Source organism: Cupriavidus sp. LA-1 (assembly GCF_055385985.1).
In genome coordinates, this window is sequence record NZ_AP031387.1 from 142,058 (window position 1) to 163,008 (window position 20,951).

Sequence of the window (20,951 nt, forward strand, 5' to 3'; positions counted from 1 at the left end):
GGCCGTTGTGCTTACGCGGCCAGGCGCGCTTTCGCTTCTTCGAGCGTGCGCGGGACCGGTGTCGGCGCGAGGCCGATCATCCGGGCGACGTTGTTGCCGAGGTAGTCCTCAAGCGTGTCTTCATCCAGGTTCAGGCCCTGCGGCGGCTCGAAGCACAGCACTTCCAGCAGGCGCAGCCACATGCCGGGCTCGTTGGGCGGGGTGTCGGAGCCGAACAGGATCTTGTGCTTGGGCAAGACCTTGGCGAACTCGACGATGCGCGACTGCAGGCACCAGCCCGATTCGCAGTACACATTGGGCATGTCCATGGCCATCTGGAACGGCTCGAAGCAATACACGCCGCCGGTCTGCACGCCGAAGTGGGCCATGATGAAGTTCACCGTCGGGAACTCCTTCATCATCGGCACCCATTCGGTCGGGATGCTGTAGGGGCCGTCGCCGGTATGCAGCTTGACCAGCACACCCAGCTCGGCGCACTTCTGCAGCGCGGGGCGCAGCCAGTCGAGCGCGCGGTCCGGGCGGTAGGCGTGCATGTTGGCCTGGAACTGGACCATCTTGAAGCCCAGCTTCGTGACGTAGTGTTCCATGGCGTTGACGCCGTTCTGCACGCCGCAGCGCGGGTTGTAGACGAAGCAGCCGATAAACCGTTCCGGGTACTTCTTCACCATCTCGACGGTGTAGGCCATGTAGGCGTCGATGGACTCGCTGCCCGACTTCACGCCGTCGGTGTAGGTGTAGATGGTGTTGCCCTGCGGGGGCTGGATAAAGGCTTTGTCGATGCGGCGCGGCTTGCCGTTGATGGTGAACGGGCCGTCCATCATCTGGATCAGGCGCTCGCCGGTGAACGGGTCGCCGTCGTGGCGCCAGGCCAGGTCCACCAGGTTAGTCGGATAACAGCTGGTGTCGATGATCATGGGAGATCCCCTAACAATGACTAGGTTGGACACGCATGCGGCAGGCGCGCGCGCGAACAACGCCGCGGGGCCGGCCTTGCATGCTGCTATCGGGAGTCTTTGTCAGGGGAGCTGTTGGACCACTGCGCCACCGACGAAATACTCCGTCAGTGAGCAATCTCCAGTTGAACGTCGCGGCATTGCACCGCTGCTGTTCAATCGACCGCTTCTACCCACGCGCTCGTTATACATAGCGGCGCTCGGGCTCGTCAAGAATCTTATGTGCTGCGGTGCACGAAGAGAGTGCAGCTACCGCTCCAGTTCGCGCCATGCCAGCCACAGGCGCGTATCGAACTCAAGCTGGCGGTAGCGCGGCTCCATGTGCTCGCATAGCCGATAGAAGGCTTTGTCGTGGTCGCTCTCCTTGAGGTGCGAGAGCTCGTGCACGACGATCATGCGCAGGAATTCCGGCGGCGCCTCCTTGAACAATGAGGCCACGCGGATTTCCTTCTTGGCCTTGAGCTTGCCGCCCTGCACGCGCGAGATCGCGGTGTGCAGGCCCAGCGCGCGCTGCGCGGCATCGAGGCGCGCATCGAAGCCGACCTTGTGCAGCGGCGGCGCACTGCGCAGGTATTCCTGCTTGATGTCCGTGGTGTATTCGTACAGTGCGCGGTCGGTCTGCACGGTATGGCGAGCGGGGTAGCGGCGGGCAATATGGTCCCCGAGCCGGCCGGCGGCGATCAGCTCGCGCACCTGGTCCAGCACGCCGGGCGGATAGCCGCCCAGGAAGCGCATCGGGTCCTTGCCGGCGGGGCGCCAGGTTTCAGTCACTGCCGCGTCCTGCTCAGTGGTGGTGGTGATGGTGGTGCATCCAGCTGTTGTCCAGCGAGTTGACGAAGGACTCGACCGCGTCCTTGTCGCCGGTGGCGTGGCGCATCATCTCGCCGCACTTGCAGAAGCCCTGGTACGGGGTGATGTGCGAGCAGGCCGACGTCTTCTGCAGGTACAGCGTGACGGGTTTGGTGCACTTCTTGCACTTGAACTTGAGGGTGAGGGCGGGTTTGCTCATGGCGATGGCTCGGGGAAATCGGCAAAAATCGAACCTGCCATTGTACCGGCCGGCGTGCCATCCGGCCGGCGCCGCCTCAGCGCGCCGCGCGTGCCTGATACACTGCCGCCATTCCCGCAATTCCCGCACAACCCTCCAACACGCACCCATGGCACAGTACGTTTTCACCATGAACCGCGTGGGCAAGATCGTTCCGCCCAAGCGTCACATCCTGAAGGACATCTCGCTGTCCTTCTTCCCCGGCGCCAAGATCGGCGTGCTGGGCCTGAACGGCTCGGGCAAGTCCACGCTGCTCAAGATCATGGCCGGCCTCGACAAGGAAATCGAGGGCGAAGCCACGCCGATGCCCAACCTGAACATCGGCTACCTGCCGCAGGAGCCGCAGCTCAACCCCGAGCAGACCGTGCGCGAGTCGGTGGAAGAGGCCCTGGGCGGCGTGTTCGAGGCGCGCAAGAAGCTCGACGAGATCTACGCCGCCTACGCCGAGCCGGACGCCGACTTCGACGCGCTCGCCGCCGACCAGGCCAAGTACGAAGCCATCCTGGCCGCCAGCGACGGCAACAACGTCGAACTGCAGCTGGAAATCGCCGCCGACGCGCTGCGCCTGCCGCCGTGGGACGCCAGGATCGGCAACCTGTCCGGCGGTGAAAAGCGCCGCGTGGCGCTGTGCCGCCTGCTGCTGTCGCGCCCCGACATGCTGCTGCTGGACGAGCCGACCAACCACCTGGATGCGGAATCGGTGGAATGGCTGGAGCAGTTCCTGACGCGCTTCCCGGGCACCGTGGTGGCCGTGACCCACGACCGCTACTTCCTCGACAACGCCGCCGAGTGGATCCTGGAACTGGACCGCGGCCAGGGCATTCCCTGGAAGGGCAACTACAGCTCGTGGCTGGACCAGAAGGAAGCCCGCCTGAAGCAGGAAGAGGCCAGCGAATCGGCCCGCCAGAAGGCGCTGCACAAGGAACTGGAGTGGGTGCGCCAGAACCCCAAGGGCCGCCAGGCCAAGTCCAAGGCGCGTCTGGCCCGCTTTGACGAGCTGAACAGCCAGGACTACCAGAAGCGCAACGAAACCCAGGAAATCTTCATCCCGGTGGGTGAGCGCCTGGGCAACGAGGTGATCGAGTTCGACGGCGTGAGCAAGGGCTACGGCGACCGGCTGCTGATCGACAATCTCAGCTTCAAGGTGCCGCCGGGCGCCATCGTCGGCATTATCGGCCCGAACGGCGCCGGTAAATCGACCTTCTTCCGCATGCTGACCGGCAAGGAACAGCCGGACAGCGGCGAGATCAAGGTCGGGCCGACCGTGAAGATGGCCTTCGTCGACCAGAGCCGCGACGCGCTGGACGGCACCAAGACCGTGTTCGAAGAGATCTCGGGTGGCTCCGACATCCTGACGGTGGGCAGGTACGAGACGCCGTCGCGCGCCTATATCGGCCGCTTCAACTTCAAGGGTGGCGACCAGCAGAAGCAGGTCGGCACGCTGTCGGGCGGCGAACGCGGCCGCCTGCACATGGCCAAGACGCTGATCGCCGGTGGCAACGTGCTGCTGCTGGACGAGCCGTCCAACGACCTTGACGTGGAAACGCTGCGGGCGCTGGAAGACGCGCTGCTGGAATTTGCAGGCTGCGTGATGGTGATTTCCCACGACCGCTGGTTCCTGGACCGTATCGCTACGCACATTCTGGCGTTCGAGGGGGACTCGCATGTGGAGTTCTTCCCGGGCAACTACCAGGAGTACGAGGCGGACAAGAAGCGCCGGCTGGGTGAGGAAGGGGCCAAGCCGAAGCGGATTCGGTATAAGCCGATTGCTCGGTGATGGGTTGTTGAGCGTGAGAGAAAACCAGGCCTGTGGGCCTAATGCCGTTCAGTTAAGGTCCCTATTGAGGAAGCGAACGGCATAGCGTGAAGGGCGGGACTTGACGACCCGGTCGCATGAGCGACCGGGTCGTTTCACATTGGGCAGCGACTTTAGGCGCTCGCGTAGGCGCTGCAGGCAGGCGGGCAATTTCGCGTAGGCTGGCGTGACCGCTGCCCACATCATCTCGTGCTGGATGACATGGAAGGCACGCACGAAGCTCATGTCAGTCGGGCAGACTGCCGCTCGAAATGCGGCAGGACCGTGAATATCCGTTCCCGGACTCGGTCGAGTCGCCACATTTCCTCTATCGTTCCGATGCCGAGCTAAAGGCTCATCCGAGCTACAAGGCCGCCAAAGCCGGAAGCACCGATGCGGCGATACAACTGATTCTCGACCTTGCCCCGCCACTGGTGGCAAGGCTGCTCGACGAGGGTTTCCAGAGTTCCTGCATCTTCGTGGCGCCGCACGCGAGAGAAGCCGAGGGCGAAAATGCCATCCCGCAAGTCCTGGCGATGTACTTGCACCATGTCCTGGACGGCGCGGTCGATGAATCCATCGTGCAGACAACAAAGGTGTTCCACACCGGGGCAGATCCAATGGAGCGGATGAATCTGCGCGCCTGCTTCTCTGGGTATGTGGTGCCCGGTGGGCGCTATGTGCTGGTGGATGACGTCACTACGATGGGGGGCACGCTTGCGGAGCTGGCCAGCTATATCCAGAGCCACCGTGGCGGTGTGGTTGCTGCGATCGTCCTGGTGTGCGCAGGACGCTCTGGTAGACTGGTGGCACCCAGAAAAGTAGTTCTTGAACTGGAAAGGAGGTACGGCGATGAAATCCGCAAGATCTTCGGCATTGCCACCAACGCCCTCACCGCGGATGAAGCGGGTTACCTCATCGGCTTCCGTACATCTGACGAAATCCGAAATCGCCGAGCTAAGGCGGAACAAGAAACGCATCTCAGACTTGGCTCGAAAGGCATTCAGCTCGATGAACCTGAAGGGCAAGTAAGGCCCAAACGCTCCGCGCGACGCCAGCGGTGAGTATCCGCGCATAAAACAAAAAGCCCCGACTCAAAATGAGCGGGGCTTTTTGCTGCGCCATGCCTGCGATCAATCTCTGCCTTCAACAGCAATTTCCTAGCCCGCCCGCACCAACCGCACCCGCGTAATCTCCGACGGCGCCCCGAACCGCTTCGGCGGTCCCCAATACCCGGTGCCGCGGCTGACATAGATCCACAGCGAACCATGCCGCTCCAGTCCGGCGGTGTATGGCTGCTGCATCGGCACGAACAGGTTCCAGGGCCAGAACTGGCCGCCGTGGGTGTGGCCGGACAGCTGCAGGTCGAAGCCGGCTTCCGCCGCGGCGGGCGCGGTGCGTGGCTGGTGGGCCAGCAGCACGCGCGCGCCGGCGTGGGCCGGGGCGCCGGCGATGGCGCGGTGCGGGTCGCTACGGTGGCTTTCGTGGAAGCGGCCGGCGGAGTAGTCGGTCACGCCGCCCAGCACCAGCGCGTCGCCGTCATGCTGCAGCACCACGTGTTCATTCATCAGCACGCGCACGCCCAGGCGGCGCAGTTCGGTGATCCAGGATTCCGCGCCGGAGTAGTACTCGTGGTTGCCGGTGACAAAGTAGGTGCCGTGGCGCGCCTGCAGCCGCGCCAGCGGCGCGGTATGGGCGGACAGCTCGCGCACGGTGCCGTCGACGAGGTCGCCGGTGATGGCGACGGCATCGGCGTTCAGGCTGTTGACGCGGTCGACGATGCGGTCGAGGTAGGGACGCTTGATGGTGGGCCCGACATGGATGTCGCTGATCTGCGCGATGGTGAAGCCGTGCAGGGCTTCGGGCAGGCCGGCCACCGGCACGTCGACTTCGACCACGCGCGCCAGCCGGCGCGCATTGATATAGCCGGCCAGCGTGACCAGCAACGCCAGCAGCGGCACCGCCGCGGCGCTGTCCGCGGACAGGCCGGGCGCATGCCAGCCAGGCAGCTGCCCGGCCAGCCAGGCGGCGGCCAGCACCACGTCGCGTACCAGCGTCAGCACCAGCAGCGATGAGAAGAATCCCATCGCGAGCAAGCCGATCCAGGACACCAGGTCCGACCAGGGCTGGCTGACGCGCCGCGCCAGCAGCCCGGCCGGCAGCAGGGCGCAGGACAGCGCCAGCCAGGCGACGGCCAGGGCCTTGGCCGCCATCGGCACCGGCATCGCCGGCAGCAGGCGCAGCCCGATATAGGCGTGCAGCATGGCTGTCACGAGGCCGGCGGTCAGGATGGTGGCGCGTGGAGGCATGGGGGCGGGGCCAGGGTGGAGTTTTTAAAGATGAGGCCGCAGGGGGGCGGCTTCAAGGGGCGGGGCGGTGGCATCAGGCCAAGCAAGATGCACACCCGATGCCGTTGATCTGTCTTTTTTCTGCCGGATCCTGAATGTTTTCGAATCAGATTGTTCGCCTTGGCGGCCTAATTTAGATTCGCGGGATGGGCCGCCCGTTGTGCAGCATCGTGCCCGCGATGCCGGCCAGCCGGTGCAGGCGCACTGGCACTACGCCGCCGGCCGCCAGGCGGCGGGCTACAACGCCCAGACCGGCCGCGTCTGCGCGGCCGAGGCCGGCATTGTGGGCAACACGCAGACTGGCCAGCACACCGCCGGCAGTCGTGGCTTTGTGGCCAATCCGGACCAGAACAATGCGGTGGCGTGGAACAACGGCAACGTGTATGCCGGGCATGACGGCTCGGTGTACCAGCATACCGACGACGGCTGGCAGAAGCATACCCCCAGCGGCTGGGAGCCCGTACAGCCCAATAACGACGCGACCGCGCGCCTGGAGCAGCAGCGCCAGGCGCGCGACGTTGGCCAGCAGCGCTTCGAGGGGACGGCGCAGCAGTGGCAGGGGCGGGGCTTCGGCGGTGGCGGTCGTGCCGGGGGCATGCGCGGCCGTGGCTTCCATGGCGGGTTCTGGCGCTGACAGGGTACTGATGTGCCGCTGATGCGGCGCGCTCGAAAGCGGGGATGCGAGGGGATGCGAAGGTGTTGAGGCGGTAACTGGCGGCTGGCGCTTGCCAGCCGCATTGTCACTACCGTGCTGACCATTCCCCTTGCCTGACCCCCAGCGCCGTGACCAGGCCATAGGCCGTGATCCCCAGCGCCACGCCCAGGAAATGCCCGTCCAGGCCCATCCCGAACACATTGGCCAGCAGCCAGCCACCGCCCACGGCCAGTGCAATCCGGCACAGGCCCGCGGCCGCCGGCCAGCGCATGCGGCCCGCGCCCATCGAGGCGAAGTACAGCGCCATCCCCAGCCCGAAGCCGCCGAACGCCGGCCCCACCCATGACAGGGCGCGCGCGGCGATGGCGATGACTTCGGCGTCATGGGTGAACAGGCTGGCAAAGCGCACCGGCACCATGCCTACCGCGGCGCCTGCGCCGCCGGCGATGACCAGTGCCAGGAAGGCGCCCACCCACGCGGTGCGCCGCGCGGTGTGCCAGTCGCCCGCGCCCACGGCGCCGCCGACCAGCGCGGTCAGGGCCGAGCCCACGCCGAATGCGAGCGGGATCATCAGGAATTCCAGCCGCGCCGAGATGCCATAGGCCGCCACCGCCGCGGTGCCGTGGTGGCGCAGCTGCGCGGTGACCAGGATGGTGGTCAGGTTGGCAACCGAGGCCAGCGCACACGCCACCAGCCCGACCGACAGGATGCGCGCAAACAGCGCCCGCGACGGCCGCACCCGCAGCACCGGCACGAAGCCCGCGCCGCCGCGCGCCACCACGAACGCCATTGCCAGCGCGGCGGCCCACGACACCGCCGCCAGCGCGGCGCCGATGCCGGCCAGGCCCATGCCGGCGGGCTCGGCCAGCAGCCATGACAGCACCGGGAAGGCGATCCACATCAGCGCCAGCACGCGCGCGGCCAGCGCATGGCGGCCGCCGCCGCGCAGTACCGACGCGAGCGTGTTGGCCAGCCAGGCCGGGATGGCACCCGCGCCGAACAGCCAGATCGCATAGCTGGCGGCCGACTCGGCCGCGGTGGCGCCGGCCACCGCGCCCAGCACGCCGCGCGGAAACCCTGCCAGCACCACGGTAAAGGCCAGCCCGGCGGTCACGGCGATCAGCAGCGCGTGCACGACCAGCGACGATGCTTCGTCACGCTTGTCGGCACCGAGCGCGCGGGCGATGGCCGCGACCACGCCGCCGCCCATGGCCCCGGTCGACATCTGCTGCAGCAGCAGCGCAAACGGCAGCACCACGGCCCAGCCGGCCAGTGCCGCCGTGCCCTGGCGGGCGGCCAGCCAGGTTTCGATCAACTGGGCCGTGGCCTGCAGCACGGCGATCAGCGCGGTCGGCCCGGCCAGCCTGCCGATGCGGCGGGCGAGCTCGGTGGCCGGCACCGACCCGGCGGGCATGACGCCCGCAGGCAATGCGCGCGCGTCAGTCATGGCGGGTCTCCGCTTGCTTGCCATCGGTTTCCGCGTCACCGAAGCGCCGCCGCAGGAAGCGGCCGGCGCCCGGGCCGGGCAGGACGCACACGTCGTCCAGCGTGATCGCGCTGCCGTCGGCACGCGTCAGGCCGGGCTCGGCGATCTCAGTGCCGGTGCGGCGGTCCTGCAGCAGCGTCAGCGGACCCTTTTCATCGGTCATCCAGCGGTCGGCCCAGGCCTTGAGCGCGACATAGGCCGGGAAGAAGTCGCGGCCCTTGTCGGTCAGCTGGTAGACGTGGCGGGCACCGCCCTCGGGCGTGACGCGTGCCAGCAGCCCGTGCGCCACCAGCGTCTTCAGGCGCGCGCTGAGGATATTGGGGGCGATGCCGAGATTGCGCTCGAACTCGTCGAAGCGCGTGCTGCCGTAGAAGGCCTCGCGCAGCACAAGGATGGCCCAGCGTTCGCCCAGCACGGCCATCGAGCGGGCGACGGGGCAGGGCATCGCGGTGAAATCGGTAGGGGGCATGGTCTGCGCCGGTCTGGTCTGTTTGCTTTCAAAATGCAAGTTTTCTGGAGGATAGCTTGCAAAACGAAAGTGCGCCGGCTGGCATTCGACCCCACACGCCGAAAACGTTCGTTCACCGGCCAGCGGTGCCGGTTACGCCGCCGCGTCGCGGAACACCTCGAGCTTGCCCAGTTCCTCGCGCAGGAACCCGATCAGCGCCCGCGTGGCCATCGACGGATGCAGGTTGGGCGTGGTGATGATGAAGAGCTTGTTGCCGAGCCCTTCGGGGCGCCAGTCCGGCAGCACCGGCACCAGCCCGCCGGTGCGCACTTCCTCCCAGCCGATATAGACCGGCAGCATGCCGATGCCATGCCCCTCGCGCACGGCACGCGCCAGGAACAGGAAGTGTTCGGACTGCAGCGTGGGCGTCAGTGCCACGTCCACGCGCTGGCCCTCGCGGTACAGCGACAGCGGGAACTGCCGCGGCGGATAGGGCGGACACAGGAAGCTGCAGCCGGTCAGGTCCGGTGGCACCCGCACCGGCGGGATGCGCTGCAGGTACTCCGGCGATGCGTACAGTTGCCAGCGGATATCGCAGATTTCCCGCGCCACATGGTCCAGCGGCGGCGCCGAGGTGACCTTCAGCGCCACATCGATCTCGGCCGCGATCAGGTCGTTGACGCGGTTGGCAAAGAACACGCGCAGCGTGATGCCGGGGTGCTTCTGCGCGAACTGCAGCAGCAGCGGCGCGATATAGGCATCGCCCAGCCCGGTGGGCACGCTTACGCGCACATGGCCGCGCAGGGTCTGGCCCAGGCTGTCGATCTCGGCCTGTGCCGACGCCACTTCCTGCAGGATGCGCACGCCGTGCTGGTACAGCGCATGGCCGGGCTCGGTCAGTTCCAGCCGGCGCGTGGTCCGGCGCAGCAGCTGGGCGCCGGCCTGGTGCTCCAGCTCGCGCAGCTGGCGGCTGACCTGCGAGCGTGTCACGCCGCGGCGCCGTCCGGCTTCGGCCAGGTTGCCCGCGTCGACGATGTCGACGAAGGCCTGGATCAGGTTGAGGTCCATCGGGGATTGCCTGCAGCATTGTCGCGTCTGGTGCAACATTGTGATTCCGATGCGCGTGATTGTCGATGCACGGATACGCCGATACAGTGGTCGGCTGACAGAATGCAATGCATACAGGAGACAACGGATGGCCACGGACCTCTGGTTTGAAGACATGCACCGCAGCGGCGATGCACTGCTGGCGCGCGGCGCCCGGCTGGCCGGCGGCCTGCGCGCGCTGGGCGTGCAGGAGGGCGACGTGGTCGCGGTGCTGCTGCGCAACGACCCGGCCTATGCCGACGTGGTCCATGCCTGCCGCATCGCTGGCTGCTACTACTGCCCGATCAACTGGCACTTCACCGCGGATGAGGTGCGCTTCCTGCTGACCGACAGCGGCGCGAAGGTGCTGCTCGTGCAGGCCGACCTGCTGCCCGCCGTGCGCGCAGCGGTGCCGGCCGGCATGACGGTGCTGTCGGTGGGCGGCCCCGCCGACGGTGCCGTCGAATATGAATATGAAAGCTGGCTGGCCCGGCAGTCCGCCTATGACGGCCCGCGCGTGGCGCCGCGCGGCCATATGGCCTATACCTCCGGCACCACCGGCCGGCCCAAGGGCGTGGTGCGCCAGGCGGTGCCGCTGGACCAGCTGGAGGCACAGCTGCCGCGCATTCGTTCTCTGGTGCGGCAGACCTACGGCCTCGAGCCGGGCTGCCGCGCGCTGATGTCGGCGCCGCTGTACCACAGCGCGCCGGGCTCGTTTATCCAGAACGCCCTGCAGATGGCCGAGCGCCTGGTGCTCACGCAGCGCTTCGACGCCGAGCAGGTGCTGGCGCTGGTGGAGAAGCACCGCATCGACGTGCTCTACCTGGTGCCGATCATGTACGTGCGCCTGCTCAAGCTGGCGCCCGAGGTACGCGCGAAGTACGACCTGTCGTCGATCCGCTTTGTCGCCTCGACCGGCTCGCCGTGCTCGCCCGACGTGAAGCGCGCGATGCTGGAATGGCTGGGCCCGGTGATCCATGAAACCTACGCCTCCAGCGAAGCCGGCATGATCACCGTAGCCACTCCGGCCGACGCCGCCGCGCGCCCCGGCACCGCCGGCAGGCCGGTCGACGACGCGCAGCTGCGCATCCTCGACGAGAACGGCCGCCAGTGCGCGCCGGGCGAAATCGGCCTGGTCTACGTGCGCCAGCCGGCCTACCCAGACTTCAGCTACCGCAACAACGATGCCGCGCGCGCCGCCATCGACCGCGACGGGCTGGTGACGCTGGGCGACATGGGCTATGTCGATGCCGACGGCTACCTGTTTATCTGCGACCGGGCGTCCGACATGGTGATCTCCGGCGGCGTGAACATCTACCCGGCCGAGATCGAGCACGAGCTGGTGCGCTACCCCGGCGTGGCCGACTGCGTGGTGTTCGGCATTCCCGACGACGAATATGGCGAGCGCCTGCTGGCCATGGTGCAGCCGATGCCGGGCGTGGAGATCCGCGAGGCCGAGGTGATCGACTGGCTGCGCCAGCGGCTGTCGGGCTTCAAGGTGCCGCGCAGCATCGTGATCGAGGCGCAGCTGCCGCGCGATGAAACCGGCAAGCTCGCCAAGCGCCGGCTGCGCGACCGCTACTGGGAAGGCCGCCAGCGCCGCGTCTGAGGGCCGGCCGGGCCTGGCAAGCTATCTACGGCACAGGACACTAGGTGCGATAGCGATGGGCGTATAGTTCGAAGTCATCCCGGCGGACGCCGCGCCGCGCGCCGCGCCGGATGTCTACGCCACGCCCAGTCATGACCGATCGCGAACCCAACGATCCCAAGCCTCCCGTTTCTTCTTCCACCGACCCGGGCGTCAGCCCGGATCCCCAGGCGCCGCCCGATCCTCGCCTGCTGAACCAGCTCAGCCGCCATGCGCGCCTGGCCGCGTGGCGCAAGTCGCGCCAGGCCGGGCGCATCTCGCGCACCACCATGCGCTATGCGGTGTTCATGTTCGGCGCGGGCTGCGTCGGGCTGTTCTCATTGGTGTTCGCGTGGATCGCCGAAGTGGCGCTGCGCTGGAACCATCACCTGACCCAGGCCACGCCGTGGCTGGCCTTTGTGATGCTGCCGTTCGGGCTGGCCGCGCTGCGCTGGCTGACGATCCGGCTGGCGCCGCAGGCGCGCGGCAGCGGCATCCCTCAGGTGATCGCGGCGGTCACGCTGCCGCCGTCGGGCCCGGCGCAGACGGTGCTGGTGTCGTTCCGCCAGTCGATGTGGAAGGTGCTGCTGACCGCCGCGGCGCTGCTGGCCGGTGCCTCGGTCGGGCGCGAGGGGCCGTCGGTGCAGGTGGGCGCGGCGGCCATGCTGGCCTGGGGCCGCTGGTGCCACGAGAAGCTGCGCTTTCGCATCGGCTTCCACCCCAATGCGCTGATCGCCGCGGGCGCGGCCGGCGGCCTGGCGGCGGCGTTCAACACGCCGCTGGCCGGGGTGGTGTTCGCCATTGAAGAACTGGGCCGGGGCACCGCGGTGCGCTGGGACCGGCTGGTGCTGTCGGGGGTGCTGACCGCCGGTTTCCTGTCGCTGGCGGCGCTGGGCAACAACCCGTACTTCGTGGTCAAGGTGCCGATGCTGGCATTGCATGACGCCTGGGGCCCGGTGCTGCTGTGCGCGGTCGTCACCGGTGTGCTGGGCGGCCTCTTCGCCAAGGCGCTCAAGGGCGGCGTGCCGGCGCTGCTGCCCGCGCGGTGGCGCGGCTGGCCGGTGCGGCATCCGGTGTGGGTGGCGTTCGGCTGCGGTCTGGTGGTGGCCATCATCGGCTGGGCCACCGCGGGCGCGACCTTCGGCACCGGCTATGAGCCGGCCGCGGCGCTGATCAACGGCGAATCGCATGCCACGCTGTGGTTCGGCATCGCCAAGCTGGTGGCGACGGTGGTCTCGTACTTCGCCGGCGTCCCGGGCGGCATCTTCACGCCGGCGCTGGCGATTGGCGCGGGGATCGGCGAAAACGTCGCACACTTTGTCACCGGCATGGCCGAGCCGCGCGTGCTGGCGCTGGTGTCGATGGCGGCGTTCCTCGCCGCGGCCACGCAGGCGCCGATCACCGCCAGCGTGATCGTGATGGAGATGACGCGCACGCAGGACCTGACGGTCTTCCTGCTGGCCGCGTCGCTGCTGGCATCGTTCATCTCGCGGCAGTTCTCGCCGCACCCGTTCTACCACCAGGTCGGCCACGCGTTCCGGCGCGAGGCGCTGGCGCTGGTACGCAAGGCACCGGCTGGCTGACCGAGGCGAGGGCCGCAAGTGCCTGCGGCGCCGGGGCCATGGGGTAAGCTACCGCTCGCCCCATGCCGGCGCGGCTGGTAGTGATCTTTTCGTCACGATCACGCGCTGCGCAGGAACAACCCGGCCGGGGCAGGCTCCAACCCGGAGCCTTTCACCAGGAGTCCGATTTGAAATTCCCCGTTGCCGGGCTGGCGCTTGCCGGCCTGCTGGGCGCCGCCGGCGCCATTGCTGCCCCTGCCTCCGCCCCTGCCGCCAGTCCGGCGGCCCCCGCACCGGCCAAGGCCCAGGCAGAAAACAGCGCGCTGTCGCCGTTGCTGGCCATGCTGCAAATCGGCAGCCCGCTGCCGGCCCTGCCTGACTGCGCCGACAAGCGCACGCCCGATGGCCGCGACGTCACCGGATTCTGTGTCGAACTGAAGGGCGATGGCCTGATGCGCCAGGTGGGTGTGCCGCGTGCCCAGCGCCCGGCCTTCATGGATGGCCCCTTTGTGCTGGCCTTTGTCGACCGCAATGCGCTGGTTGGCCTGGTGGTGCCAACCGCCGGCGCCAACTCCCAGCAGGCCGCGGCCGACAGCGTCAGCGCGCTGTACGGCAAGCCGTTCCGGCAGGAGCAGGTCGACATGCCCGACAAGGCGGGCAAGAGCATCAAGACGCTGCATGCAGGCTGGATGCACAAGCCGCTGACGGTGGAGCTGTACGCGATGCCAGAAGACCCCAACACCGGCACCATCGAAATGCTGCTGCCGCAGGCGCGCACGCTGATGGCGGACAAGGATGCCGAGGTGGACAAGCAGCTCAACCCGGCGTCGGCGCCCGCAGCCAAGGGCGGCAAGGCAGCCGCCGCCAAGCCCGCGCCGAAGCCGGCTGCCAGAACGGAAAAGCCTGGCAGCTGGTAGCACCCGAGCAGGCGGGCCTCAGAGCCCTTCCATCACCTTGTCCAGCCCCCGCGCCACGCCGCGCACGCTGTGGACCTTGCGGATCGCCAGCAGCGCGCCGGCGACATAGGGTTTGGAGCCGTCGCCGGCTTCGTGCTTCAGGTGCAGGCGCTGGCCGTCGGCGCCGAAGATCACCTCCACGCCGAGCTGGTAGCCCGGCAGCCGCACCGCATGCACCTGCGTGCCGGACATGGTGGCGCCGCGGGTTTCCTTCGGGCCGTTGACCTGGTCGACCGGCACCGCCTGCGCGGCGGCCTTGACCTGGCCGAGCCGGAAGGCCAGCTCGCGCACCGTGCCGGAGGGCACGTCGATCTTGCCGGCCTTGGCGTAGTCGATGATCTCCCAATGCTCCAGGTGGCGCGCGGCCATCTCGGCAAACTTCTGCAGCAGCACTACCGTGATGGCGAAATTGCCGCAGGCAAGCACGCCGCGGTCGGCCTTGCGCGCGGCCGCATCGATCTCGGCATAGTCCTCGTCGGTCAGCCCCGACGTGCCCACCACCACGTGTGCGCCGTGTGCCAGCGCCTGCAGGATGTTGTGTTTGGCGATGCCCGGCTTGGTGTATTCGACATAGACGTCGTAGGGCGTTGCTCCCAGCGCCTCGATGCTGGCGGCCGCCACGCCGGGGGTGTCGGCATGGCCGGTCAGCTGCGCCAGCGTCTGACCGGCGGCGCCGCGCGACAGGCCGGCCAGCAGGGTCATGTCGGCCGCGTGGGCCACGCCGCGGGCCAGCTCGCCGCCGGCCCAGCCGGTCACGCCGCCCACGGCGACACGGATCGGATTGCTCATGTTCTGTTTCTCCGCAATGGCTGATGGGTCTGGCAGCATACCGCGTCAGCCGGGGGCACGCCGGCGGTCGAGCTTGCGCGCCAGCACGATCGAGGTGGTGGTGTGGTTGACGCCGTCGAGCATGCCGATCTCGTCGAGCAGCCGGTCCAGCCGGTCATGCGTGTCGCAGCGGATCGCCACCAGGTAGTCAACCGGGCCGCTGACGGAATTGACCTCCTCGATCTCGGGCAGCCGCTGCAGCGCGCGCAGGATGGCAGGCGCGGCCTTGGGCTGCACCGACAAGCCGCAGTAGGCCAGGATCACGTTGCCTTCCATGCGCTGCCCCAGCCGCACGCCGTAGCCGGCAATCACCCCGGTGCGCTCCAGCCGCGCGATGCGCGCCACCACCGTGGTGCGGGCGATGCCCAGGTGCCGGGCGAGGTTGGCGGCGCTTTCGCGGGCGTTGGCCTGCAGCAGCGACAGCAGGTGCCGGTCGGTGGTGTCGAGTTCGGTCATTATGTCGGGAGGCTTCGTCGTTTCGTTCGATTATGGCGGGTTTTCGTCGTTCTCGCGCCTTCATTGTGTCGCGCCGGCTATTCATACTCCAGTCAAGGGAACAACCTTTTCTTGTCGACGGAGACACCATGCAAGCCTCGAACCTGGGCCGGCAGGCCCCGCGCGACCTGCCTACGGCACCCCGCCCGCTGCACGTGACGGTGCTGGGTGCGGGCAAGATCGGCCGCACCATCGCGGCGATGCTGCATGACAGCGGCGACTACCGCGTCAGCCTGGTCGACCACGACGCCCGCCGCCTCGACGGCCTGCCGCGCGGCGTGGTGGCGCGCGCCGGCGACCCCACCGAGCCCGGCACCTGCGCCGCGCTGCTGGCCGGTGCCGATGCCGTGCTCAACGCGCTGCCGTTCCATGCCGCCATCAGCGTCGCCTCGGTGGCGGCGCGCCTGGGCGTGCATTACTTCGACCTGACCGAGGACGTGGCCGCGACCCAGGCCATCCGCCAGCTGGCGCAGGGGGCGCGCTCGGTGCTGATGCCGCAGTGCGGGCTGGCGCCCGGCTTTATCGGCGTGGTCGGGCATGACCTGGCGCAGCGTTTCCTGCGCGGCGGCGGCGAGCTGCTGGACCTGCAGATGCGGGTCGGGGCGCTGCCGCGCTACCCCAGCAATGCGCTCAAGTACAACCTGACCTGGAGCACCGAGGGCCTGATCAACGAGTACTGCAACCCGTGCGAGGCCATCGTCGACGGCCGGCGTGTGGCACTGACCGCGCTGGAAGGGCTGGAGAGCTTTGCGCTGGACGGCATCGAGTACGAAGCCTTTAATACATCTGGCGGACTCGGCACGTTGCCCGAGACGCTGGCCGGGCGCGCGCGCCACGTCGACTACAAGTCGATCCGCTATCCTGGCCACTGCGCGCTGATGAAGCTGCTGCTCAACGACCTGCGCCTGCGCGAACGCCGCGACTGGCTGCGCGATATTTTCGACCGCGCCATTCCCGTGACCGAGCAGGACGTGGTGATCGTGTTCGCCACCGCCACCGGCTACCCGGCCGGGGGCGAACGCGGGCGCGGGCCGCTGACGCAGGCTTCGTTCTCGGTGCGTATTGGAGGGGTGGACGGCAAGGGCGGCCATGTCAACGCGATCCAGCTGACCACCGCCGCCGGCATCTGCACCGCGCTGGACCTGGTGGCCACTGGCGCGCTGCCGCAGGCCGGCTTCGTGCGGCAGGAGTCGATGCCGCTGGATGCCTTCCTTGCCAACCGCTTCGGCCGCCACTACACGCAGCATCCGCTCCAGGAGAGCCTCGTATGAAAGCGCAAGAGTTTGCTGCCTGCTGGGATTCGCTGGGCCTGCCGCGTCCGTGGCGGGAGGGCGCCCCTGCAGGCACCGTGACGGTCCGCTCGCCGGTCGACGGCGAGGCCATCGGCCATGTCCCGGCCTGCACGCCGGCGCAGGCTGACGCATTGATCGCCCGTGCCCACGCGGCGCAGAGCACCTGGGCGCTGCTGCCCGCGCCCGCGCGCGGCGAGATCGTGCGGCGCTTCGGCGAGGTGCTGCGCGAACACAAGCCGGCGCTGGGGCGGCTGGTGTCGCTGGAGTCCGGCAAGATCCTGCAGGAAGGCCTGGGCGAGGTGCAGGAGATGATCGACATCTGCGACTTCGCGGTCGGGCTGTCGCGCCAGCTGCACGGACTGACCATTGCCTCCGAGCGCCCGCAGCACGCCATGCGCGAGACCTGGCACCCGTATGGGCTGTGCGGCGTGATCTCGGCCTTCAACTTCCCGGTGGCGGTGTGGGCGTGGAATGCGGCGCTGGCGCTGGTGTGCGGCAACGGCGTGATCTGGAAACCGTCGGAGAAAGTCACCCTGTGCGCGCTGGCCGCGCATGGCCTGCTGGAGCGGGTGCTGGCCGCGGCGGCGCCGCAGCATACCGGCATCTGCGCGGTGCTGCCGGGCGGGCGCATGCTGGGCGGCCACCTGGTGTCGCACCCGGCCGTGCGGCTGGTCAGCGCCACCGGCTCGACCCGCATGGGCCGCGAGGTCGGCATTGCCTGCGCCGGTCACTTCAAGCGCAGCATCCTGGAGCTGGGCGGCAACAATGCCGCCATCGTCGCACCCTCGGCCGATATCGAGCTGGCGGTGCGGGCCATCACCTTTGCCGCGGCCGGCACCGCGGGCCAGCGCTGCACCACGCTGCGCCGCTGCCTGATCCACGCCGACCTGATGGACACCATGGCGAGCCGGCTGATCACCGTGTTCGACCGCCTGCCCGTGGGCGATCCGCTTGCGGACGGCACGATGATCGGCCCGCTGATCGACACCGCCGCCGGCGATGCCATGGCCAACGCGCTGGCCGCCTGCCGCGCGCAGGGCAATATCGTCACCGGCGGCGAACGGCTGCTGGCCGACCGCTATCCGCATGCGTACTACGCGCGGCCCGCGCTGGTGATGACCGACGCCCAGCACGACACCATGCTGACCGAGACCTTCGCACCGATCCTTTACCTGATGCCCTACACCACGCTGGACGAGGCCATCGCGCTGAATAATGCCGCGGCGCACGGGCTATCGTCGTGCATCTTCACGGAATCGATGCGCGAGGCCGAACGCTTCCTGTCCTCGGCGGGCAGCGACTGCGGCATCGCCAACGTCAATATCGGCACCAGCGGCGCGGAAATCGGCGGCGCCTTCGGCGGGGAAAAGGCGACGGGCGGGGGGCGCGAGTCGGGATCGGATGCGTGGAAGGGTTATATGCGGCGCGCCACCAACACCATCAACTACGGCGATTCGCTGCCGCTGGCGCAGGGGATACGGTTCGAAATCTGATGCCATGCCTGGGGTGCGGCCGGTCGCGTAACAGGGCGCGTAGGGAACGGTAACAAGCCTTACACGGCTTTGACGCCGTATTACGCTTTCTGCACGTATAACATCAGCAGGGCAGGCACATGCCCGTTCGGATCCCAAGGACAAATCATGAGAATGCTGACGATTGGACTGGCTGCCGCTGCGGCATCGGTCACCCTGCTGGGCGGCTGCGCCGTCTATCCCACGCCTGCCGGCCCTGCGATCGGTCCTGCGCCGGTGTACGTGGCGCCGGCACCGGTCGTGGTGGCACCGCGGCCGTACTACTACGGCGGCTATGGCTATGGCTACTACGGCCGGGGATACCGCCACTGGTATTGACCGCGGCAGGCAGGACAATGCAGGAGGATGCCGGCGCGCAGAGAGAGGCTGCGCGCCGGCGGCGTTTCAGTTGCCGGCCGTGTCGCCGGCCCGGGCGTTCAGCCCGCCCCAACTGGGCGCCAGCGTCTGGGCCATCTCCGGCAAATCCACCAGGTCGAGCACGCGTCCGACCGTATGGTCGACCAGTTCGGCAATGCTCTGCGGCTTCTGGTAGAAGCCCGGCACCGGCGGGAACACGATCCCGCCCATTTCCGTCACCGCCGTCATGTTGCGCAGATGCGCAAGATTCAGCGGCGTTTCCCGCACCATCAGCACCAGCTTGCGCCGCTCTTTCAGGGTGACGTCGGCGGCGCGCGTGATCAGGTTGTCGGACAGGCCGTGCGCAATCGCTGCCAGCGTGCGCATGGAGCAGGGGGCCACCACCATCGCCTGCGCGCGGAACGAGCCGCTGGCGATGGTCGCGCCGATGTCGCGCACGTTGTGCACGACGCTGGCCAGCGCCTCCACCTCGGCACGGCTGATGTCCAGCTCGTGCTGCAGGTTCATCACGCCGGCCGGCGAAATCAGCAGATGGGTTTCCACCGAGGGCGCCGCGCGCAGCACCTGCAGCAGGCGCACGCCGTAGATGGCGCCGGTGGCGCCCGTGATGGCGACGATCAGCCGTCTGGGTGTGCCGCCAGTCACGGACATGGCCGAACGCACCCTTTGATCAGCCCTTGAGCAGGGTTTGCAGTTCGCCGTTCTGGTACATCTCCATCATGATGTCCGAGCCGCCGATGAACTCGCCGTTCACGTAGAGCTGCGGGATGGTCGGCCAGTTGGCGTATTCCTTGATGCCCTGGCGCACGCCTTCGTCGTCCAGCACGTTGACCGTGGTGGGCGTGTCCACGCCGCAGGCCTTCAGGATCTGGATGGCGCGGCCCGAGAAGCCGCACATCGGGAACTGCGCGGTGCCCTTCATGAACAGGACTACCGGGTTGCCCTTGACGATCTGGTCGATCTTTTGCTGCACGTCGCTCATGGTTTGCTTTTCAGTGGGGCGAGGCCGTGTCGCGGGCGCCGCCTGGGGAGAATGGGATGCCGCGCGGCCGGGCCGCTTGGCGGGGATCTGACAGCGATTTTACCGGAATCGCCGCCGGGCTTCAGGAGGCCGCGCCGCCGGGCTATACGCCCGGCCAGCGTCCGCCGGTGCAGCGCTCCAGGCCGGCCAGGTCGCGGGCGGTGAAGACCTCGGTGAAGCCGGCCTGCTCCAGCAGCTTGCGGGTGGCCTGGGCCTGGTCGTAGCCATGCTCCATCAGCAGCCAGCCGCCGGGCAGCAGCCGCGCGCTGGCGCCGCCGACAATGGCGCGCAGGTCGGACAGGCCGTCGTCGTGGTCGGTCAGCGCGTCGATCGGTTCGAAGCGCAGGTCGCCCTCGGCCAGGTGCGGGTCGCCCGCGGCGATATAGGGCGGATTGCTGACGATCAGGTGAAAGCGCAGGTCCGGCGGCAGCGCCGCGTACCAGTCCGACACCAGGAAGCGGATGCGGTCGGCGCCGAGCGCGCTGGCGTTGTCCTGCGCCACCATCAGCGCGCCGGGCGAGATATCGGTGGCCCAGACTTGCGCGTCGCCGCGCTCGCGCGCCAGCGTCACGGCCAGGATGCCCGAGCCCGTGCCCAGGTCCAGCACCCGTGGCTGCGGCACGTCGGCCAGCCGCGCCAGCGACGCTTCGGCGGCGACCTCGGTATCGGGGCGCGGGATCAGCACATCGGGCGTGACCCGGAACCTGCGGCCGAAGAACTCACGCTCGCCGATCAGGTAGGCCATCGGCTCGCCCGCCAGGCGCCGCGCCAGCAGCGTGGCAAAGGCGTCGCGCTGGGCGATGGTGAGGGTGTCGGTGTCGCGCGTGATCAGTTGCGTGCGGCTCAGGCCGGTGACATGGGTCAGCAGCATGCGCACTTCCAGCGCAGGCAGGCCGGCCATGGCGGCGAGGGTCTGGGCCTCACGCAGCGTCGGGGTCGCCGGCAACGCGGTGGAGTCGGGGGAAGACATCGGGTGACAGGGGATGGTTCTATTTTTGCCGGCTACAAAAAACCCCACCGGCGCAAGGCCTGGCGGGGCTTTGGGGCGGACATCCGGCTTTGCGCCAGTGTACCGCTCATCGCTGGCGGCGGGCGCAATGCCCCCGCCCGGACGATTACTTATTGACGGCGTCCTTGGCCTTGTCGGCACCAGCGTTGACGGCGTCCTTGGCGGCCTGCTTGGCATTTGCCATGGCATTGCCAGCCTCTTCCTTGGCCTTGTCGGCGGCAGCCGAGACATCGGCCGCGGCACCACTGGCGGCGGACTTGGCGGCGTCTGCGGCGTTGCCGGCTGCTGCGGCGGCATCGCTGGCAGCAGCCTTGGCGGATTCAGCGGCGCTCTTCATGGCGCTCTCGGCGCTCGAGGCGGCAGGCGGCGCTTCTTCCTTCTTGCTGCAAGCGGCCATGGCCGCGGTGATCATCAACAGTGCGAGCAGTTTTTTCATGATTTCGTCCTAGGTAT

Annotated in this window: 21 protein-coding genes and 2 pseudogenes; 9 read left to right on the forward strand and 14 right to left on the reverse strand. The window is 68.3% G+C overall.

Going from position 1 to position 20,951, the window contains the following annotated elements; translation table 11 throughout:
* Window positions 1–11: 11 nt before the first annotated feature.
* The 3 genes from ACZ5MJ_RS00765 to ACZ5MJ_RS00775 all read right to left on the reverse strand — a co-directional run bounded on the left by ACZ5MJ_RS00765 (window position 12) and on the right by ACZ5MJ_RS00775 (window position 1,962).
* Window positions 12–914: an amidohydrolase family protein gene (locus ACZ5MJ_RS00765; protein WP_464221662.1), complete on the reverse strand. Its 903-nt coding sequence runs from the start codon at window positions 912–914 to the stop codon at window positions 12–14.
* A gap of 288 nt (window positions 915–1,202) precedes the next feature.
* On the reverse strand, window positions 1,203–1,688 hold the full coding sequence (locus ACZ5MJ_RS00770) for a YgjP-like metallopeptidase domain-containing protein (RefSeq protein ID WP_464223625.1): 486 nt from the start codon (window positions 1,686–1,688) through the stop codon (window positions 1,203–1,205).
* 49 nt (window positions 1,689–1,737) lie between these two features.
* A complete protein-coding gene (locus ACZ5MJ_RS00775; protein WP_010812270.1) occupies window positions 1,738–1,962 on the reverse strand; it encodes a hypothetical protein in 225 nt (74 codons plus the stop codon).
* Window positions 1,963–2,110: 148 nt separating this feature from the next.
* On the opposite strand from ACZ5MJ_RS00775, the gene ettA reads away from it, so the two are divergent.
* Entirely contained in the window at window positions 2,111–3,778 is a 1,668-nt protein-coding gene (gene ettA / locus ACZ5MJ_RS00780; protein WP_464221664.1) for an energy-dependent translational throttle protein EttA, read from the forward strand.
* A gap of 48 nt (window positions 3,779–3,826) precedes the next feature.
* Here the strand turns inward: ettA and ACZ5MJ_RS00785 are convergent.
* Window positions 3,827–4,057, reverse strand: a pseudogene (locus ACZ5MJ_RS00785) (IS4 family transposase); the annotation flags it as partial.
* A gap of 11 nt (window positions 4,058–4,068) precedes the next feature.
* Between ACZ5MJ_RS00785 and ACZ5MJ_RS00790 the strand changes: the two are divergent.
* On the forward strand, window positions 4,069–4,860 hold the full coding sequence (locus ACZ5MJ_RS00790; RefSeq protein ID WP_464221665.1) for a conjugal transfer protein TraN: 792 nt from the start codon (window positions 4,069–4,071) through the stop codon (window positions 4,858–4,860).
* A 96-nt stretch (window positions 4,861–4,956) separates the two neighbouring features.
* Here the strand turns inward: ACZ5MJ_RS00790 and ACZ5MJ_RS00795 are convergent, their stop codons facing one another.
* A complete protein-coding gene (locus ACZ5MJ_RS00795; RefSeq protein ID WP_464221667.1) occupies window positions 4,957–6,105 on the reverse strand; it encodes a metallophosphoesterase in 1,149 nt (382 codons plus the stop codon).
* A gap of 247 nt (window positions 6,106–6,352) precedes the next feature.
* Here ACZ5MJ_RS00795 and ACZ5MJ_RS00800 point away from each other — a divergent pair.
* Window positions 6,353–6,778, forward strand: a pseudogene (locus ACZ5MJ_RS00800) (carbohydrate-binding family V/XII); the annotation flags it as partial.
* A 109-nt stretch (window positions 6,779–6,887) separates the two neighbouring features.
* Here ACZ5MJ_RS00800 and ACZ5MJ_RS00805 read toward each other — a convergent pair.
* The 3 genes from ACZ5MJ_RS00805 to ACZ5MJ_RS00815 form a co-directional block, all read right to left on the reverse strand.
* Window positions 6,888–8,246, reverse strand: coding sequence for an MATE family efflux transporter (locus tag ACZ5MJ_RS00805; protein WP_464221669.1), 1,359 nt, complete (start codon window positions 8,244–8,246; stop codon window positions 6,888–6,890).
* Window positions 8,239–8,754 (reverse strand): winged helix-turn-helix transcriptional regulator, encoded by a 516-nt coding sequence (locus ACZ5MJ_RS00810; protein WP_464221670.1) that lies wholly within the window; start codon window positions 8,752–8,754, stop codon window positions 8,239–8,241. Before ACZ5MJ_RS00810 ends, ACZ5MJ_RS00805 begins: the two co-directional genes overlap by 8 nt.
* A gap of 132 nt (window positions 8,755–8,886) precedes the next feature.
* Window positions 8,887–9,801 (reverse strand): LysR family transcriptional regulator, encoded by a 915-nt coding sequence (locus ACZ5MJ_RS00815; protein ID WP_464221671.1) that lies wholly within the window; start codon window positions 9,799–9,801, stop codon window positions 8,887–8,889.
* Window positions 9,802–9,928: 127 nt separating this feature from the next.
* Between ACZ5MJ_RS00815 and ACZ5MJ_RS00820 the strand changes: the two genes are divergently transcribed.
* The 3 genes from ACZ5MJ_RS00820 (at window position 9,929) to ACZ5MJ_RS00830 (ending at window position 13,925) form a co-directional block, all read left to right on the forward strand.
* A complete protein-coding gene (locus tag ACZ5MJ_RS00820) occupies window positions 9,929–11,428 on the forward strand; it encodes an acyl-CoA synthetase (protein WP_464221672.1) in 1,500 nt (499 codons plus the stop codon).
* A gap of 131 nt (window positions 11,429–11,559) precedes the next feature.
* The gene (locus tag ACZ5MJ_RS00825) at window positions 11,560–13,029 is read left to right on the forward strand and encodes a chloride channel protein (RefSeq protein ID WP_464221674.1); all 1,470 of its coding nucleotides are present in this window, start codon (window positions 11,560–11,562) and stop codon (window positions 13,027–13,029) included.
* A 167-nt stretch (window positions 13,030–13,196) separates the two neighbouring features.
* Window positions 13,197–13,925, forward strand: a complete 729-nt coding sequence (locus tag ACZ5MJ_RS00830; protein WP_464221676.1) for a hypothetical protein — start codon at window positions 13,197–13,199, stop codon at window positions 13,923–13,925.
* Window positions 13,926–13,943: 18 nt separating this feature from the next.
* Here the strand turns inward: ACZ5MJ_RS00830 and dapB are convergent, their stop codons facing one another.
* Window positions 13,944–14,753, reverse strand: coding sequence for a 4-hydroxy-tetrahydrodipicolinate reductase (gene dapB, locus ACZ5MJ_RS00835; protein WP_464221678.1), 810 nt, complete (start codon window positions 14,751–14,753; stop codon window positions 13,944–13,946).
* A gap of 45 nt (window positions 14,754–14,798) precedes the next feature.
* On the reverse strand, window positions 14,799–15,248 hold the full coding sequence (locus tag ACZ5MJ_RS00840) for an Lrp/AsnC family transcriptional regulator (protein WP_464221680.1): 450 nt from the start codon (window positions 15,246–15,248) through the stop codon (window positions 14,799–14,801).
* A 128-nt stretch (window positions 15,249–15,376) separates the two neighbouring features.
* On the opposite strand from ACZ5MJ_RS00840, the gene ACZ5MJ_RS00845 reads away from it, so the two are divergent.
* The 3 genes from ACZ5MJ_RS00845 (at window position 15,377) to ACZ5MJ_RS00855 (ending at window position 18,429) form a co-directional block, all read left to right on the forward strand.
* A complete protein-coding gene (locus ACZ5MJ_RS00845) occupies window positions 15,377–16,558 on the forward strand; it encodes a saccharopine dehydrogenase family protein (protein ID WP_464221681.1) in 1,182 nt (393 codons plus the stop codon).
* Window positions 16,555–18,072, forward strand: coding sequence for an L-piperidine-6-carboxylate dehydrogenase (amaB, locus tag ACZ5MJ_RS00850; protein ID WP_464221682.1), 1,518 nt, complete (start codon window positions 16,555–16,557; stop codon window positions 18,070–18,072). The genes ACZ5MJ_RS00845 and amaB overlap by 4 nt, the downstream gene beginning before the upstream one ends.
* 153 nt (window positions 18,073–18,225) lie before the next feature.
* On the forward strand, window positions 18,226–18,429 hold the full coding sequence (locus ACZ5MJ_RS00855; RefSeq protein ID WP_432260428.1) for a hypothetical protein: 204 nt from the start codon (window positions 18,226–18,228) through the stop codon (window positions 18,427–18,429).
* A gap of 66 nt (window positions 18,430–18,495) precedes the next feature.
* On the opposite strand, the gene ACZ5MJ_RS00860 is transcribed toward ACZ5MJ_RS00855, so the two are convergent.
* The 4 genes from ACZ5MJ_RS00860 to ACZ5MJ_RS00875 form a co-directional block, all read right to left on the reverse strand.
* Entirely contained in the window at window positions 18,496–19,119 is a 624-nt protein-coding gene (locus tag ACZ5MJ_RS00860) for a UbiX family flavin prenyltransferase (protein ID WP_464221684.1), read from the reverse strand.
* Window positions 19,120–19,138: 19 nt separating this feature from the next.
* Window positions 19,139–19,450: a Grx4 family monothiol glutaredoxin gene (gene grxD / locus ACZ5MJ_RS00865; protein WP_464221685.1), complete on the reverse strand. Its 312-nt coding sequence runs from the start codon at window positions 19,448–19,450 to the stop codon at window positions 19,139–19,141.
* Between the two features lie 142 nt (window positions 19,451–19,592).
* Entirely contained in the window at window positions 19,593–20,459 is an 867-nt protein-coding gene (gene prmC / locus ACZ5MJ_RS00870) for a peptide chain release factor N(5)-glutamine methyltransferase (protein WP_464221686.1), read from the reverse strand.
* Between the two features lie 145 nt (window positions 20,460–20,604).
* Complete coding sequence (locus ACZ5MJ_RS00875; protein WP_464221687.1) at window positions 20,605–20,934, reverse strand: hypothetical protein; 330 nt, start codon at window positions 20,932–20,934, stop codon at window positions 20,605–20,607.
* Window positions 20,935–20,951 lie beyond the last annotated feature (17 nt).